The organism is Acetomicrobium hydrogeniformans ATCC BAA-1850, from assembly GCF_000160455.2.
GTDB lineage: Bacteria > Synergistota > Synergistia > Synergistales > Acetomicrobiaceae > Acetomicrobium > Acetomicrobium thermoterrenum.
Genome location: NZ_ACJX03000001.1, coordinates 217,053 through 233,205, shown reverse-complemented (window position 1 = coordinate 233,205; position 16,153 = coordinate 217,053). Strand labels below are relative to the sequence as shown.

The following is a 16,153-nucleotide window of genomic DNA, read 5'->3' as shown; positions in this document are numbered from 1 at the left end:
TTTATATGAATTCTGACGTAATTGTTGGAATTGCAGGACTAGCCTTGGGCATTTCCTATTTTGTTCAAAGTTTGGCTCTTCCCAAGGCTTTTATAGGAAATCCTTGGGCTCCAATATATTTCCCGTTATCTTTGGGAATTTTGATGATTTTATGCAGTGCAATTCTTCTATATACAGGGTTTAGGAAAAAAAGACGAGAAGAAAAAACATTAACCTCAGTTCCATGGTTTTATGTTTTAGGAACTATGGCTATAGGGGTTATTTATGCTTTTATATTCAACAAGATAGGCTTCATTCCCTCTACTATTTTCTTTATAGGAGCGTTATTAATTTTAATTAATGGTAAAAAAGGTTTAATAACAAATATAGTAATTACAGTTGGTTTAACTTTTGGAATATGGTATTGTTTCGAGAAAATATTATATATATCGTTGCCGTGACAGGAGTTGAGCGTAAATGGAAACATTGAGTAATTTAATATACGGATTAACGATTATTATTCAGCCTATAAACATAATATTTATGTCAGTAGGATGTGTCCTGGGAACAATACTGGGAATGATGCCTGGAGTTGGTCCAGCAACGGGCGTGGCGCTCTTGCTTCCTCTTACGTTTACTATGAGGCCTGAAACTGCATTGATAACAATGGCCTCTATATATTACGGAGCAATGTTTGGTGGTTCCAGGAGTGCAATACTTTTAAACGTTCCTGGCGATGGTGCTGCAGTAGCTTCTTGTTTTGATGGATACCCAATGACGCTTAAGGGAAAGGCAGAGTCAGCTTTGGCAATTTCTGCTATTGCATCTTTTATTGGGGGACTCATTGCAGCAGTTATCTTTCTGGTATTGGCAATGCCTGTTGCCAGATTTGCCTTACGTTTTGGTCCTCCCGAGTACTTTACGTTGATGGTGTTTGCACTGGCTGCAACAGCTTCTCTTTCGCAAGAGAGCCCCATAAAGGGGTTTATGTCCCTTCTGTTTGGTCTAATGATAACGACCGTTGGTATAGATCTACAATCGGGCGTATTGCGTTTTACATTTGGTGTGGCTGAACTTCAAACCGGTATCGATTTCGTTGTGGTTATAGTGGGGTTATATGGAATTGGAGAGGTATTCAAAAATTTCGAAACAATAAGGGAAACTGGTGTTTTTGCCCTAAAAAAGGCATTTGGTCGAATATGGATCACAATGGAGGAGTGGCGAAGGTGTTTAATGCCAATTCTTCGTGAATCTCCCATCGGATTTGTCATAGGGGTTCTTCCTGGAGCGGGTGGCACGATCGCTGCTATGATGGCCTATAGCAACGAAAAACGCCTTTCTAAAGATCCTGACAGTTTCGGAACGGGTATTCCCGAAGGTCTAGCAGCGCCAGAAGCGGCCAATAATGCTGCTTCCATCGGAGCCATGATTCCAATGTTGACTTTGGGGGTCCCGGGGTCAGGAACAACGGCAGTAATGCTGGGGGCTCTTATGATCTATGGACTGCAGCCAGGACCGCTACTCTTTGAACAGCATCCCGAAATTGCTTGGGGTGTAATTGCTAGCTTATTTGTCGGTGATATCATTTGCATCATTATAAATTTGCCTCTGGCAGGATTGCTAGTAAGAGTACTGTCTATTCCAGGACGTTTACTTTACCCTCTAATAGTCGCTATTGCATTTTTTGGAGTGTACACCATAAATTTTTCAGTGGTAGATTTTTATCTTTTGCTCATTTTTGGTTTCGTCGGGTATTTTATGAGGAGATATAAAGTTCCACTTGCGCCAATGATTCTTGCCGTAGTATTGGGTTCTTCAATGGAAAATTCCTTTCGTCAATCTTTAATGCTCTCTGATGGCAGTCTCGGTATCTTTTTCAGATCATCAATATGCATCGTCTTAATTACATTGACTGTTCTTTCGATCATTTGGCCCTTTATTAAAAAAATCAGGTTAGCAACAAATAGATAACTAAAAACTTAGGAGGCATTATTATATTATGGGTTTAACATTAACAGAAAAAATAATAAAGAATCATTTGATTAAAGGAAATATGACAAAGGGAGCTTCTGTGGCCATTAAGATAGATCAGACGTTGATTCAGGATGCCACAGGCACTATGGCCATGTTAGAACTTGAAGCCACGGGAGTTAGATGTGTTAAAACGGAGCTATCCGTAGCTTATGTTGATCATAACATGATTCAAGAGGATTTTAAAAATCCTGATGACCACAGGTTTTTGCAGGATATGGCCGCTAAATACGGGCTGGTGTTTTCTAGGCCTGGAAATGGAATATGCCACCATGTTCATCTTGAGCGTTTTGCAGTTCCTGGAAAGACGCTCCTTGGCAGTGACTCTCATACCCCTACAGCAGGTGGTATTGGGATGCTTGCCATTGGTGCCGGAGGTTTAGATGTAGCATTGGCTATGGCCGGCATGCCTTTTACCCTGATAATGCCTAAGATCGTCAAAGTACATCTTACGGGCAAACTTTCTCCTTTCGTTTCGGCAAAGGATGTGATATTAGAGGTATTACGGCGTATTTCGGTTAAGGGTGGAGTGGGAAAAGTCCTCGAATATTGTGGTCCTGGCGTTAAATCCTTAAGCGTGAGTGAAAGAGCAACTATAACTAATATGGGAGCCGAAACAGGCGCTACTACCTCTATATTTCAAAGTGATGACATAACACGGGAATGGCTAAGAGCTCAAGGTAGAGAGCGATATTGGGTACCTTTGTATCCAGATGATGATGCTGTCTATGATGAAGAAATTGATATAGACTTGTCTTTATTAGAGCCGATGGTTGCAAAACCCTTTTTACCTGATAATGTAGTGCCAGTTAAGGAGGTTGCAGGCACTCGCGTAGATCAGGTAATGTTCGGTTCGTGTACAAACTCCTCACTGCGCGATATTTTAACCATAGCGCATATGCTTAAAGGCAGGAGGATACATCCCAATGTCGATGTTGGGCTTTCTCCGGGAAGCAGACAGATTTTGTTGCAGGCGGGTGCTGAAGGAGCTATTGAGGACCTAATTGCAGCGGGCGTGAGGATTTTGGAAGCAAGTTGCGGAGCATGTGTGGGCATGGGGTTTGCGCCTCCTACAGACGGCGTTTCTGTGAGAACAATAAATCGTAACTTTTATGGAAGATGCGGGCATGCGAGCGGAAAGGTATATCTTGCCAGTCCCGAAGTTGCAGCAGCAGCTTGTATTACAGGAGTAATTACTGATCCGAGGGGAATTTGCATAGAGCCATATCATTTTGAAATGCCCTCAAATCTCATAATCGATGAAGGAATGTTCATAGCTCCATCGCCTGAACCTGAGCGAGTTACTGTTCGAAGAGGGCCCAATATAAAGCCGTTGCCTGAAATGGAACCCATGTCCAATAAGCTTGATGGCCAGGTCTTGATAAAGGTAGGAGATGACATTACAACGGACCACATAATGCCTGCAGGAGCCAAATTTTTGCCGTTGCGTTCTAATATTCCCGTCATTGCAGAGCATGTCTTTGAAGTAGTGGATCCAGATTTTTCAAAAAGGGCCAAGGAGCTTAAAGGCGGATTCATCGTGGCAGGGATGAATTATGGTCAAGGATCAAGCAGGGAGCATGCCGCTTTAGCGCCAAGGTATTTAGGTGTTAAGGCCGTTATAGCTAAAAGCTTTGCTCGCATCCATTTGGCAAATCTTGTTAACTTCGGTATATTGCCATTGATTTTTGCCAATATAGATGACTACGAGAAGATAGATCGGGATGATCGACTTGTCTTCGATATCGGTCAACTGAATGTCGAATCTCAGGCGGTTTTGAGGAATCTAACGAAAAACATGGAAATTCCTGTTATATGTCCTTTATGCGGCGATGATTTAGATGTCGTTAAAGCAGGCGGCAAGCTTAATTGGATTAAATTGATCACTTCTACTAATTAGGAGGTAGCTTGAATGTCAAAATTTCCCGGGCTTAAACTTACAAATATAGATGCACCTTCTCTTGGTTCCCCCATTACCATGACAGATGAAGGTAAACTAATCGTACCGAATGATCCTGTAATTCCCTTTATAGAAGGCGATGGAATTGGCCCCGATATAACGCGGGCAATGAAAATTGTTGCGGAAAATGCCGTTTACAAGGCATATGGAAGCAATAAAAAGCTTCACTTTTGGGAGATATATGCAGGCGAGAAATGCAATCAAATGTTTGGCAACTGGCTTATTGACGATACCCTTGAGGCTATTAAATACTTCAAAGTTGCGATAAAAGGACCTTTGATGACACCTGTCGGCGGCGGTATTCGAAGCATCAACGTAAGGCTTAGGCAAGCACTAGAGTTGTATGCTTGCATTCGTCCGGTTCGTTATTTCGACGGAGTGCCGTCACCTTTAAAAGAACCCTGGAAAGTCAACATGGTAGTATTCAGAGAAAATATGGAAGATGTCTATGCCGGTATTGAATGGCCGGCTGGAAGTGTAGAGTGCGCCAAGATCAGAAACGTTTTAACGAATGAATTTGGCATTTCGCTGCGAGAAGATGTAGGTCTTGGCCTTAAGCCAATATCAGTTTTTGGGTCTAAGCGCATTATGAGAAAAGCGTTGCAGTATGCCATCGAACGAGGCAGATCGAGCGTAACGATAGTTCATAAGGGAAACATCATGAAATACACTGAAGGGCTATTTAGAGCTTGTTGTTACGAGGTGGCAAAAGAAGAATTTTTTGATCAAACTATTACAGAAGAAGATTTAAGCAGCAAGAGAACAGGGTTTTCTTCTAGCAAAAAGGTGATTGTAAAAGACAGAATAGCCGATGCCATGTTCCAGCAAATATTGCTCAGGCCAGAAGAATACGATGTAGTAGTTACTCCAAATTTAAATGGAGACTATCTCTCAGATGCGATTGCTGCTACGGTTGGGGGTTTAGGCATAGCGCCGGGAGCTAATGTTGGCGACGAGGCAGCTGTGTTTGAAGCTACTCACGGTACAGCTCCAAAATATGCAGGCATGGATAAAGTAAACCCGACTTCATTAATTCTTTCCTCTGTCATGATGCTTGAGCACATAGGGTGGAAAGAAGCGGCTGCCCTTATAGTTAGGGGCATAGAAAGGACAATACAATCTAAAACTGTTACATACGATCTGGCAAGGTTAATGAAAGGAGCTTCTGAGGTCTCGTGCTCTAAATTTGCCGAAACTGTGTGTGAAAATATGTAGTAAGCGCACATGATTGATATTGCTTTGATCAATAAAACAGTCCAAAAAGAGCAAGGGATTACCTAAAAAGTACTCAAATCTGTTTATGGGATTGTTTTTTTGTTAAAGATTGATGTATAAAAACTGGTTACGATATATCTTATTTAGAAATATTTCTTGTTGATAATATAATATTCGATTTTGTAATTTTTATTTTATATTCTTTTGACGAACCACGGTTAATGGATAGCGGGAAAATTATCATTAAATTTTGATAATTCCCCCGCTATCTAAAAGATGGAATATCGTTGCTTGCATTGCCTCTACGATATAATTCCCGACCAAAAAGAGGTGTAGTTATGTTGTTATCTCACCTGTTTGGGTTGTTTTTTCTATTTGGAACTGGCGGATGTGTGGCGTGGTGTGCATCACAGTTTCGCTTACCAGCTCCTTTCGTATTGGGACCTCTCTTAAGCACCGCTTTGTTATGGTCGCTTGATGTAAATATTTCCTTTCCTACCAATGTCGTTTCATTTTTAAGCAAGATAACAATTGGATCTTTTATAGGACTTCGGTTCGATAGAAATTGCGCTAAATTGCTGGGTAATTTAGCCTGGCCATCTATCCTCCAATCTTTTTGGATGTTGAGCACATCTTTGGTATGTGCATTTCTCCTTTATACTTTAACCGATCTCCCTCTTTCAACAGCACTTTTAGGCTCCACCACTGGAGGTGTTGCAGAGATGGCACTCTTTGCTCTCTCACTTAATGTGGATGTTGCAAACGTCACTATATTGCAAGTTTTTCGGCTAGTTGCTTCTATGTTTGTCATACCTCTATTGAGCTCAAAATATTCTGACCAGAGCTCTCAGCCATGTCGATCGTTTTCAGGTGAAGAGAAGTCAATTGATAGTGAGATTTTGAATAGGTCTAAACAAAGAGAATATTTTATTTTTATTGGCCTTGCTATATTAGGGGGGTGGATAGGCACGATTAGCAATTTACCTGCTGGTGCGCTTCTAGGTTCCATGGTCTTTGTTGGCCTTTTTTGCGCCTTTGGAGTCTCCATGTGGCATCCTCCGAAATTCATTCGATCCATTGCCCAGATCGGTGTAGGAATTACAATTGGTATGTATTTCACAAGGGATACTTTTTATCAGTTTTTTTCTATGTTCTTTCCTATTTTATTACTAAGTTCGGCCATGATAGTAAGTGCATTAGTTTTAAGTTTTTTACTGAAGAAGTTCACAAACTGGAACCTGGTGACTTGTTTGTTATCCGCTGCACCTGCAGGCCTCACGCAAATGGGAGCGATAGCGGAAGAGATGGGAGCAGATCCATTAATAGTGAGTCTCATGCATACAGTGCGATTGGTGAGCATTCTCGTAATTTTGCCAATATTGTTTTCTATATTCTTGGATTGATTGAAACCTAAATCGCAAAAGGAATCTCTTCAAAAGAGATTGTCGGGATGGTTGCCTTCTTTGCCAATTTTTTAGGAAGATCGGGATTGACATAAAGCTGGTTAATTTCTAGAATGTCTATGCAGGGTGGGATGGCCGAGTGGCTGAAGGCACTCGCCTGCTAAGCGAGTAGGGTGGCTAAAACCGCCCTCGAGGGTTCGAATCCCTCTCCCACCGCCATAGTTTTTCTGCGGTGCGCCGGTAGCTCAACTGGATAGAGCATCGGACTACGGATCCGAAGGTTGGGGGTTCAAATCCTCTCCGGCGCGCCAAATATTAATTTCGACACGTGGCGCAATCTTTATTATAGATGCCCCCAAGACAAATGGCTTGGGGGCAAATTTGTTGGCATATCGAAATACAAAGTCGCACCCTTCGTAGGACTAGTGCAAAATCAATTATTCATTACGATATAGGATTGCGTCACAATTGCCATTTTCCATCCTTTTTTGCTATTCTGGTAAACGCCTTGAAAAATCAGTCTTGTCTGTATTGGAGTGTTTGCGGAATGGAAAAGTTAAAGCGCATTTTATCTCAAATAGATGGCAGAGGTTATAAAGCATACAAGGAGCTTCAGGGTAAGACCTTTCGTTTCCCTCGTTATTCGCTCTGCTTTCAGTACATACAGGGAGATCCCTTTGCTCCGCCGTCGCAGGTTGCTTTGTCCATACCTTTAAAATCGGCAGGTTTCCGAGAGGAGTTGTTTTCGAATAAGATCAGACGTATAGCCCTTGAGGACTTTTTGGCCCGTTCAGTTGACAAAGCCATTGAAAAAGCTAATGGCAAGCGTCGCGGATCGGGCAAGAGCGGCTTGATAGCCATAGATGTTCCTAAACAGGAGGTCATCGAAAGGACTTGCATGCGGATCTTTCAGGACCGCATTGAAGCCAGGTTGTTTATCGGTCTTCCGGCAAGGGGAAGACGAATAGCCGGAGATGAAGCAATGGAGATGTTTTTTGAGGATCTTCCCGAGATTGCCGAGTCATCTCTTTTTATCGAGGTGCTTTCGAAAAGCGATATCCGGCGACATGTTTGTGTAGTGGAAGATCAGGATGCGCTAAGGTCGCAGCTGGAAGAAAGAGGTCTCGTCGCCTTTATAGCTAATGGCTCTTTGCTTCCGAGGCGAAGCGGAGTCGATCAAAGACCTCTGAAAAAGGACGAGGCTGTGCTTTTTGAAAGTCCTCCCTCTATGGAAGTGGAACTTAACGCCCCTAACGCCGGCAAAATAAGGGGAATGGGAATACCTAGAGGTATAACTTTAATTGTGGGCGGTGGTTTTCACGGCAAGTCCACCCTTCTTTCGGCCATTGAGCGTTCTGTCTACGACCATATTCCCGACGACGGAAGGGAGTATGTCGTAACATTGCGTTCAGCTGTCAAAATAAGGGCGGAGGACGGACGCAGGGTAGAATGCGTTGACATTTCTCCCTTTATAAGTAATTTGCCCTTTGGTAAGGATACTCTGCGCTTCAGGACCGACAATGCCAGCGGCAGTACGTCGCAGGCCGCCAATATAATCGAGGCCATCGAGGCAGGGGCGAAGCTTCTGCTACTCGACGAAGATACATCGGCTACTAATTTCATGATACGTGATGCCAGAATGCAACGGCTGGTCGCAGCAAACAGAGAGCCGATTACGCCCTTCATCGATCGGGCTCGTCAGCTTTTCGAGATTCTCGGGGTTTCGACGGTTTTGGTAATGGGAGGATCGGGAGATTATTTCGACATCGCGGACCGCGTCGTTTTGATGGATCACTACCGGCCTCAAGACGTCACTTCGAAGGCGCGTGAGATTGCCGGCGAATTGCCAAGCCAAAGGGTTCCCGCGGAGTCCGAGCTTCCAAAATTATCCAACGCTCGCATACCTCTGCCCGAAAGCTTTAATCCCATGATCGGCAAGAAAGTGACAGTTCGCTCCAGAGGAAAAGATCACATACAATTCGGCAGGACTACCATCGATTTAACTTACGTCGAACAAATTGCCGAGGAAAGCCAAACCAGGGCTATAGGCGGCTTACTTCTTTATGCAGTAAGAAATGGCATTATCGACGGGAAACGTTCTGTACATGAAATTGTTAAAGCCTTGGAAGAACGCATCGACGCCGAGGGGTTGGAAGTCGCATCACCCTTCGCAAGGCCGTCGGCGGACTACGCAAGGCCAAGGCCCGAAGAAATTTGCGCTGCCATCAATAGGTTGAGGACGCTCGTCGTACGATAGAAAACTCTATCTTTTGCTTCTGGTTTCGTGCATTATCCACGTTACAATGCCGAAAAACACTTCTTGCGTCGGAGTGCCTTGCAGGTTTACATTAGTCCACGATCGTATGGCTAGAGGGGTAACTTCCTTTAGATGAAGTTCGTTATCCTCTACGACTATGGCGATATCTCCCTCCCTGGGGTTTAAGGAACGATCTACAATTAACACGTCGCCTTTTGCTATGCCCAATTCGGGGCGGTCGCCCGAAGCGCGTAAGAAATATGTTGATGGGCGGTTGTGTATGACCAATTCGTTTAAATCCAAGGAGTGGGCCTTTTCTGCGGCGGGCGTGGGAAAGCCCGTGGTGGTATTGAAACGTCGCATTTAGACACCTCCGTCATACCTTTACCAAGGGGATTTCGTCCCAGTAAGATGTGTAGCGAGGTGAGCGCATGGAAGCGCTGGCTACCCACTTTTGGCTGTTCGGCTTGCCTCCGGCGGCGAGCCAGATCATGGGTTTGTTGGCTTCAAAATTTATTTTGTCGATGATATGCATTAAGGCGTTTAATTTGACGGATTGACCTGTGTCACAAAAAAGTCCCCTCTGTTGTACCTCGTAAGGAGTAATCTCGGTAAACAGAACACCCACCCTTTTGTATTTCTTTCCCTCTATATAAGCTAGTTTAAGCCCTTCTAAGGCTGCCTTGACGAGCGAGGGAGTGTCGTTTTTTGGAGTCTCAAGGCGTATTGTCCTGGTGCCCCAATAGAAGTCGTCGGTATGAAAGCTCGTGGCTATGTAGGTTGTGACGGTATCGGTTAGCGACCTTTGCGCTCTCAGTTTTTCCGAGGCCAAGGATGCATAAAAGGCCACGGCCTGACTGAGTTCGTCGTAACTTGTCAAATAGACCCCCAGCGACCTTGAAACGCAGATGCTCTTTCTGTTGTCCGGAACTTCCCGAAAACCAAAACATCTCAACCCGCGGAGCTCATATACCGTTTTTAAGCCAACGACGGATAGGTGCTTTTTTATCCATCCTTCTTCGGCGTATTTCAGGTCGCAGGCTGTGCGTATACGAATCGCCCGCAGCTTTTTGGACTGGCGACGCCCTATTCCCCATACGTCTTCCACATCTATGCCTGCCAAAACCGAGTCGGGGTCTTTTTGTGCGGCGATATCATATATGCCTTCCTTGGCCTCTTTCGCCAACTTGGTGGCGATTTTCGCTAATGTCTTTGTCTGGCCGATGCCAATGGATACGGGTATTCCTACAAATCTTTTTATCGAGCGGCGCAGCCTTTTGGCAAAGGCGATCTCATCGCTCGATTTTAAAGAGTCGAGCACTAAGAAACTTTCGTCGATGGAGTAGGGCTCTGCTTCGGGACAAAAATGCCGTATCGTCTCCAGGACTCTGCTTGAAATGTCTTGGTAAAGGGCGTAATTTGAGCTGAAGACTGCCACGTCGTTTTTCGCGATCGTTTCTCTGACTTTAAAGTAAGGCACGCCCATGGGTATCCCTAAGGCTTTGGCTTCTCGCGATCTGGCTATTACACATCCGTCGTTATTGGACAGGACGACCACCGGTTTGCCCTCTAAGTCCGGCCGAAATATCCTTTCGCATGAGGCGTAAAAACTATCGCAATCCACTAGCGCTATCATCTCGAAGACCTCCCGCAAATTCGGCAGTTATTAACAAATATATTCGCTACTGGTAAAATATCAATGAGTCTTAAGAACTATTTTCGCTCAAAGAGAATATATTTTCGCAAAACGTGTATTATGTAGGATGGGGGTGAAAGAAAGATGTTGGGCGAACGCATAAGGACTTTGAGGAAGAAGATGAGAATGACCGCCACTGAATTGGCGAGGCGAGTAAAGACCAGCCCGTCTCATATCAGCGAAATAGAAAGAGGAGAGAAGACTCCGAGCCTTAACTTGTTGGTTAAAATTGCGAAAGAATTGCAGACCAGCATAGATTATCTGACAGGGCTTGAGGGTTTTTCAAAAAAGGCTTTAAATGTGACTGAAGTGGCATTGTTGGATCAGGCCTCGGTGACCGCTGCAGGAAAGGCCCTGGATCAGACGGGGGTATATCCCGTCGTGGAAGAGATGATTTATGTTCCCGAAGATGCCCTGGGACCTGTTGGCGATATTCCTCCCTTTGCCGTCAGAATATCCGGCGAAAGCATGATTGGGGCAGGAATAACAGATAACTCTATAGTCGTCATCAATCCCAATGCCGAAGTTGGTCAGGGAGATGTGGCCCTCGTGTCGATTGGCAACGAGTGGACGGTGAAATACATATACACCAAGGCCGACGGTTCTTTAGAATTAAGGCCAGCCAACCCTTCTTATAGCCCCATATTCTTCGATAAAGAAGACTTGATCTCAGGTTTGGTGAAAGTGATCGGAAAGGTCGTATGGATAATAGGAAAACCCAAGAAGGAGTTTTGACGTTTTATTGACGCGGTCGTGCTAAGTTAATAAAAATGCGCATGAGTTTGGGGGAAGTACATGGTGAATATCGAAATCAAGATTAACGGAAAGATTAAGTGCATTGATGTAAACCCAAGGATGCGATTGATCGACCTTTTGAGAAGTTTAGGACTGACGAGCGTAAAAGAAGGTTGCAGCGAAGGAGAATGTGGCACTTGTACGGTTTTGTTGGACGGAAAGGCTGTAACTTCCTGTACCGTTTTGGCCTTTCAAGTCGACGGGCACGAGGTTACGACTGTCGAAGGTTTGCAAACAAACGGAGAGTTAGATGTCATCCAGCAGGCATTTATTGAAAACGATGCAGTTCAATGTGGTTTCTGTACTCCCGGAATGATAATGGCTGTTAAGTCGCTGCTCAACGAAAATCCTTGGTACTTTGGGTCCTCGCCCCCTTCTTGCCGATAAAGCCTGTCAGGTTTGCGAGAGTGCGGTTAAGGGAGGAATAAAGATTAGGTATCCCTAAAATTATTGCTTGTCCATAACTAGGTTCGGATGATAAAATAATTAAAAAATAAGGGGGAGGTCGGGACAAATGGCGAATGCTATTGTTAATACTAAAGAAATGGTTTGGGTGTTAGATCCTAGCAAACCCTTTGCAGGACCTGTTAAAGATGGCGGCATAATTGTGGCCAGGGTTAGCCCTGGTTGTTGGGGTGCTATGATAACGCCGGATTATCCGAGCGGACACGAGGTTACGCGTCCCATCGAAGTTGAGGGAGCCGAGGTCGGTGATGCCATAATAATTAAAGTGAGAAAGATCAACGTGCTTTCTCTGGCTACAACATCAGGTACTGACGTTCCGCAGGAAGGGCACTTCGTTGGCGATCCTTTTGTGGCTAAGAAATGTCCCTCCTGCGGTACAGTAAATCCTGAGACATACGTAGAGGGAATTGGCGAGGATGCCATACGCTGTAAGAAGTGTAAAGCCCCTATTCATCCCTTCCTTTATGGCAATACATACACCATACTTATGGATGATGAAAGGGAGGTTGCGGTTACCGTTCCTTCTGAAGTGGCTAGAGAAATTGCCTGCGATGCTGCTCATTTCAGCGCCCTGCCACCCGAGTCGAGGCAATATTCTGCAAATATTATGGCAAGGGGCGATCTGCCCGGGCTAATAACACCCCTCCGTCCAATGGTCGGAAATCTTGGCACATGCCCTGCTGTGGCAATGCCTTCATCTCACAACGCCGGCGACTTTGGAAGCTTTCTTGTCGGTGCTCCACACGAGTACGCCCTTACTGAGGAGCAGCTTAATATGCGCACCGATGGGCACATGGATATTAACGAAGTTGTAGAAGGTTCGGTCGTAATAGCTCCCGTTAAGGTGAAGGGAGGAGGTGTATACGTTGGGGATGTTCATGCCATGATGGGGGATGGCGAGATTGCTGGCCACACCACTGATGTAACGGCTGAAGTGGTATTGGAAGTCAAGGTGATAAAGGGACTTTCCGTGGAGGGTCCTATTGTTTTACCTAGAGCATGTGATCTCCCGGCGATCGTTTCGAAGCGAAGCGAGAGGGTTTTATGCAAAGCAAAACAGATCGCAAGCTTGTATGGCTTTGAACTGGAAAGCGAAGCGTTGCCTATTATGATAGTGGGTACCGGCAAGAACCTGAACGAAGCTTGCGATAATGGTCTTGAGAGAATGTCCTCTTTAACCGGTCTTTCCTTACCGGAGATCAAGAACAGATGTACCATTACAGGTCAGGTCGAGATCGGGCGGCTTCCGGGAGTCGTTCAGGTATCTATGCTTGTCCCTCGGCAGATCCTGGAAAAACTGAACCTCTGGGACGTAGTTTCATCGCAATATAAAGATTGGTTTTGCGATTAAAGATCCGTCCCCTTCAACGTGCCTTAAAATTCAAATATGCAGCCGGACCGCTTTCGTCGAAGTTGACGATTCAAAAAGGTCGTGGTATCTTTCTATAGCGTCGCCGCTATGCTCGTGTTAGGAAGTGTGGCTGACAAATGCGGGATCGATCGATTCAAGAGAAGTTTATGAGGATTGCCCTCGAGGAGGCCAAAAGAGCCTTCGACGAGGGAGAGATTCCCGTAGGGGCTTTGATAGAGCTGGATGGCGCAATAGTTGCAAGGGCCCATAATATCAGGGAACGCGATGGTGATCCTACAGCGCACGCGGAGATCGTGGCTATTAAAGAAGCGGCTGGCATTTTGTCCAAGGGAGATTTTAGCAAATGCAATTTATATGTGACGCTGGAGCCATGCTTGATGTGTGCAGGCGCAGCTTTGCAGGCCAGAATAAAGAAGGTCTTCTTTGGCGCTAGAGATCCAAGAGCCGGAGCCTGTAGATCGCTTTATAGAGTACTTGAAGACAAAAGGCTCCCGTGGCGGTGCGAGATAGAAGGCGGCATACTTGCAGCCGATTGCAAGAAAATATTAGATAACTTTTTCTTGATGTTGCGAAACAGGAGGAGAGATGGCCGAGCGGTCGAAGGCGGTCGACTCGAAATCGACTAGGCGGTGATGAGCCGCCTCGTGGGTTCAAATCCCACTCTCTCCGCCATTTTATAAACAGTTCACGGAATATGTGATATAATCGCGATGTCCGAATCGAGTGGAGAGGTGGCCGAGGGGTCGAAGGCGCTCGCCTGGAGAGCGAGTAAGCGGCAAAAAACCGCTTCGTGGGTTCAAATCCCACCCTCTCCGCCATAATATATCAGGGAAGGTTGCGGTCCTCCGCAAAATTCAGTTCCATGCGGCGGTGTCCTGCGAACCCCGCCAGGCCCGGAAGGGAGCAACGGTAAGCAGTGAACATCGGGCGCCATGGATAAGCTGGGTTTTGTCGGAGGGCCGCTTGTCTTTGACTGGTTAGGAATTGGTTGATGGGGCCAAGTTTATGAGTGCGCTGACAAGCTTTTCTAATTCCTCGATATTTTTATCTGTGTTCGTGCTTTCTCTAATGCACTTGTACATATTCTTCTTAATAATCTCGACGCAAGCCTGCTGCATAGCGTTTCTCGCAGCAGATAATTGTGTCAATACCTCCACGCACGGTTTTTCTTCGATGATCATTCGCTGGATTCCTCGTAACTGTCCTTCTATTCTCCGGAGCCTGTTTATAATTGCCTTGCGTTCCTCCGGAAGGTCGTCGATGTGTTCGGTTAGCTTTTTTGCCATGACAAATCCTCCTTTGCTGTGCTACATTCGTAAAAATACCCTCTTGTACGTATTTTAACATATCTGGCGCTTGAAGGCCAAATGCCTTATATGCTATACTCGCCTGTGGCTTATAAAGCACATAGCTGGACGACGCCGGGGGTGCCATTTTGGTTCCGGCTCGGTCGAAGGCTATGGAAGATAAAAACCATGGGAGGGATTAGCTTGTCAGTAGTTTCAATGAAGCAACTTTTGGAATGCGGAGTTCACTTCGGGCATCAGACTCGAAGATGGGATCCGAAGATGAAGCCCTACATCTTTGCAGAGCGCAACGGCATATACATTATAGATCTGCAAAAGACCGTTAGGGCTATTGAAAGAGCCTACGATTTTCTCAGAGAGGTCTCCAAAGGCGGAGGCACGGTGCTTTTTGTGGGCACCAAACGTCAGGCACAGGAGACAATTAAAGAGGAAGCGGAACGTTGCGGCCAGTTTTACATCAATCAAAGATGGCTGGGCGGACTTCTGACCAATTTCTCTACCCTGTCCAAACGAGTAAGGCGAATGATCGAACTTCAGGAGATGGAAGAAAAGGGAGAATTCCAAAAATATCCCAAGAAAGAAGTTATTAAGCTTCGCAAGGAAAAGGAGCGCCTTGAAAAATATCTGGGCGGAATTAGGAATATGAGGGATTTGCCGGACGCTTTATTCGTGATCGACCCTCGTAGGGAATATATTGCTGTAGCCGAAGCGAGGAAACTCTACATTCCCATAATATCCGTAGTAGACACAAACTGCGATCCTACCCTGATCGATTTTCCCATACCGGGAAATGACGATGCCATCCGTGCTATTAGATTGATCACTTCATTGATGGCCGATGCTGTGATAGAGGGACGTCAGGGCGTAGACAGCATGGGCGGACAAAAGGAAGCGGAACTGGAGGGCTCCGAAGAGGGCGAGTCGTCGGATGATATCGAGGTCAGGGAAAAGTTGCACGAAGTATACGGAGAAGTTGAAGAAGAATTGGTCGAAGAGGAGCTTGAAGAGCGAAAAGGTTGGAAGGAGGAATAAGAAATGGCTGTCGATACAACACTTGTCAAAGAGTTAAGGGAGCGCACGGGTGCCGGCGTCCTTGATTGTAAAAAAGCCCTGGAAGAATGCAATGGAGATGTAGAGAAGGCTATAGATTATTTGCGCGAGAAGGGAATTGCCAAGGCAGCGAAAAAAGCGGGAAGGGCTGCCACCGAGGGGCTTATATTCAGCTACATACACATGACCGGTAAAATTGGTACCTTGCTTGAGCTGAATTGCGAGACCGACTTCGTCGCCAGGACCGATGAATTTCAGACCTTGGGCAAAGAGATAGCGATGCATATAGCTGCTGCAGCGCCTTCGTATATCTCGCCCGAGGATGTCCCTGCCGAGGATTTGGAGCGAGAAAAGGAGATTTACCGCAAACAGGCCTTGGAAGAGGGTAAGCCTCAGCACATAGTAGAAAAGATAGCCGAGGGGCGCGTTCAGAAATTTTACGAAACTGCCTGTCTGCTCGAACAGGCTTGGATCAGGGATCCCGATAAGAAGATAAAGGATATCATTACGGAAGCAATAGCGAAGTTGGGTGAAAATATCGTTGTAAGAAGGTTCGCCCGATTCGCGATAAAAGATTAGTTAGGCGAGTATGGTGAGGGGTTGGGATTTCCTGACCCCTCTTT

The 16,153-nt window shown here is 45.6% G+C and carries 15 protein-coding genes, 4 tRNA genes and 1 other RNA gene; 17 read left to right on the top strand and 3 right to left on the bottom strand.

Annotated features, from left to right (window positions below):
• The first annotated feature begins 5 nt into the window (after positions 1 to 5).
• From HMPREF1705_RS01200 to HMPREF1705_RS01160, 8 genes are all read left to right on the top strand, one after another.
• Complete coding sequence (locus HMPREF1705_RS01200; RefSeq protein ID WP_009200540.1) at positions 6 to 440, top strand: tripartite tricarboxylate transporter TctB family protein; 435 nt, start codon at positions 6 to 8, stop codon at positions 438 to 440.
• Positions 441 to 456: 16 nt separating this feature from the next.
• Entirely contained in the window at positions 457 to 1,950 is a 1,494-nt protein-coding gene (locus HMPREF1705_RS01195) for a tripartite tricarboxylate transporter permease (RefSeq protein WP_009200541.1), read from the top strand.
• Positions 1,951 to 1,978: 28 nt separating this feature from the next.
• On the top strand, positions 1,979 to 3,910 hold the full coding sequence (locus HMPREF1705_RS01190; RefSeq protein ID WP_009200542.1) for an aconitate hydratase: 1,932 nt from the start codon (positions 1,979 to 1,981) through the stop codon (positions 3,908 to 3,910).
• A gap of 12 nt (positions 3,911 to 3,922) precedes the next feature.
• On the top strand, positions 3,923 to 5,185 hold the full coding sequence (icd, locus tag HMPREF1705_RS01185; protein WP_009200543.1) for an isocitrate dehydrogenase (NADP(+)): 1,263 nt from the start codon (positions 3,923 to 3,925) through the stop codon (positions 5,183 to 5,185).
• A gap of 338 nt (positions 5,186 to 5,523) precedes the next feature.
• A complete protein-coding gene (locus HMPREF1705_RS10570) occupies positions 5,524 to 6,588 on the top strand; it encodes an AbrB family transcriptional regulator (RefSeq protein WP_071804862.1) in 1,065 nt (354 codons plus the stop codon).
• Between the two features lie 125 nt (positions 6,589 to 6,713).
• Positions 6,714 to 6,807 (top strand) — tRNA-Ser (locus HMPREF1705_RS01170).
• A 15-nt stretch (positions 6,808 to 6,822) separates the two neighbouring features.
• Positions 6,823 to 6,899, top strand: a tRNA-Arg gene (locus HMPREF1705_RS01165).
• A 236-nt stretch (positions 6,900 to 7,135) separates the two neighbouring features.
• Positions 7,136 to 8,845, top strand: coding sequence for an ABC-ATPase domain-containing protein (locus tag HMPREF1705_RS01160; RefSeq protein WP_009200546.1), 1,710 nt, complete (start codon positions 7,136 to 7,138; stop codon positions 8,843 to 8,845).
• A 6-nt stretch (positions 8,846 to 8,851) separates the two neighbouring features.
• Here HMPREF1705_RS01160 and HMPREF1705_RS01155 read toward each other — a convergent pair whose 3' ends face one another.
• Entirely contained in the window at positions 8,852 to 9,208 is a 357-nt protein-coding gene (locus HMPREF1705_RS01155; protein WP_009200547.1) for a S24 family peptidase, read from the bottom strand.
• A gap of 13 nt (positions 9,209 to 9,221) precedes the next feature.
• Positions 9,222 to 10,481 carry a Y-family DNA polymerase gene (locus HMPREF1705_RS01150; RefSeq protein WP_009200548.1) on the bottom strand — a complete coding sequence of 420 codons (1,260 nt, stop codon included), beginning with the start codon at positions 10,479 to 10,481 and terminating at the stop codon, positions 9,222 to 9,224.
• Positions 10,482 to 10,625: 144 nt separating this feature from the next.
• Here HMPREF1705_RS01150 and HMPREF1705_RS01145 point away from each other — a divergent pair, with 144 nt between their 5' ends.
• The 7 genes from HMPREF1705_RS01145 (at position 10,626) to ffs (ending at position 14,124) form a co-directional block, all read left to right on the top strand.
• Positions 10,626 to 11,276, top strand: a complete 651-nt coding sequence (locus HMPREF1705_RS01145) for a helix-turn-helix domain-containing protein (protein ID WP_009200549.1) — start codon at positions 10,626 to 10,628, stop codon at positions 11,274 to 11,276.
• A 60-nt stretch (positions 11,277 to 11,336) separates the two neighbouring features.
• Entirely contained in the window at positions 11,337 to 11,723 is a 387-nt protein-coding gene (locus tag HMPREF1705_RS01140; RefSeq protein WP_009200550.1) for a (2Fe-2S)-binding protein, read from the top strand.
• Positions 11,724 to 11,850: 127 nt separating this feature from the next.
• Positions 11,851 to 13,152, top strand: a complete 1,302-nt coding sequence (locus HMPREF1705_RS01135; protein WP_009200551.1) for an acetamidase/formamidase family protein — start codon at positions 11,851 to 11,853, stop codon at positions 13,150 to 13,152.
• A 137-nt stretch (positions 13,153 to 13,289) separates the two neighbouring features.
• Positions 13,290 to 13,799, top strand: a complete 510-nt coding sequence (locus HMPREF1705_RS10565; protein WP_071804943.1) for a nucleoside deaminase — start codon at positions 13,290 to 13,292, stop codon at positions 13,797 to 13,799.
• Positions 13,753 to 13,845: transfer RNA gene (locus HMPREF1705_RS01130), tRNA-Ser, on the top strand. The genes HMPREF1705_RS10565 and HMPREF1705_RS01130 overlap by 47 nt, the downstream gene beginning before the upstream one ends.
• A 53-nt stretch (positions 13,846 to 13,898) precedes the next feature.
• Positions 13,899 to 13,991: transfer RNA gene (locus tag HMPREF1705_RS01125), tRNA-Ser, on the top strand.
• Between the two features lie 33 nt (positions 13,992 to 14,024).
• Positions 14,025 to 14,124, top strand: an RNA gene (gene ffs, locus HMPREF1705_RS10560) — signal recognition particle sRNA small type.
• A gap of 26 nt (positions 14,125 to 14,150) precedes the next feature.
• Here ffs and HMPREF1705_RS01120 read toward each other — a convergent pair.
• Positions 14,151 to 14,459, bottom strand: a complete 309-nt coding sequence (locus HMPREF1705_RS01120) for a metal-sensitive transcriptional regulator (RefSeq protein WP_009200552.1) — start codon at positions 14,457 to 14,459, stop codon at positions 14,151 to 14,153.
• Positions 14,460 to 14,663: 204 nt separating this feature from the next.
• Between HMPREF1705_RS01120 and rpsB the strand changes: the two genes are divergently transcribed.
• Both rpsB and tsf read left to right on the top strand, forming a co-directional pair.
• The gene (rpsB, locus tag HMPREF1705_RS01115; protein ID WP_040347824.1) at positions 14,664 to 15,512 is read left to right on the top strand and encodes a 30S ribosomal protein S2; all 849 of its coding nucleotides are present in this window, start codon (positions 14,664 to 14,666) and stop codon (positions 15,510 to 15,512) included.
• 3 nt (positions 15,513 to 15,515) lie between these two features.
• Complete coding sequence (tsf, locus tag HMPREF1705_RS01110; RefSeq protein WP_009200554.1) at positions 15,516 to 16,109, top strand: translation elongation factor Ts; 594 nt, start codon at positions 15,516 to 15,518, stop codon at positions 16,107 to 16,109.
• Positions 16,110 to 16,153 lie beyond the last annotated feature (44 nt).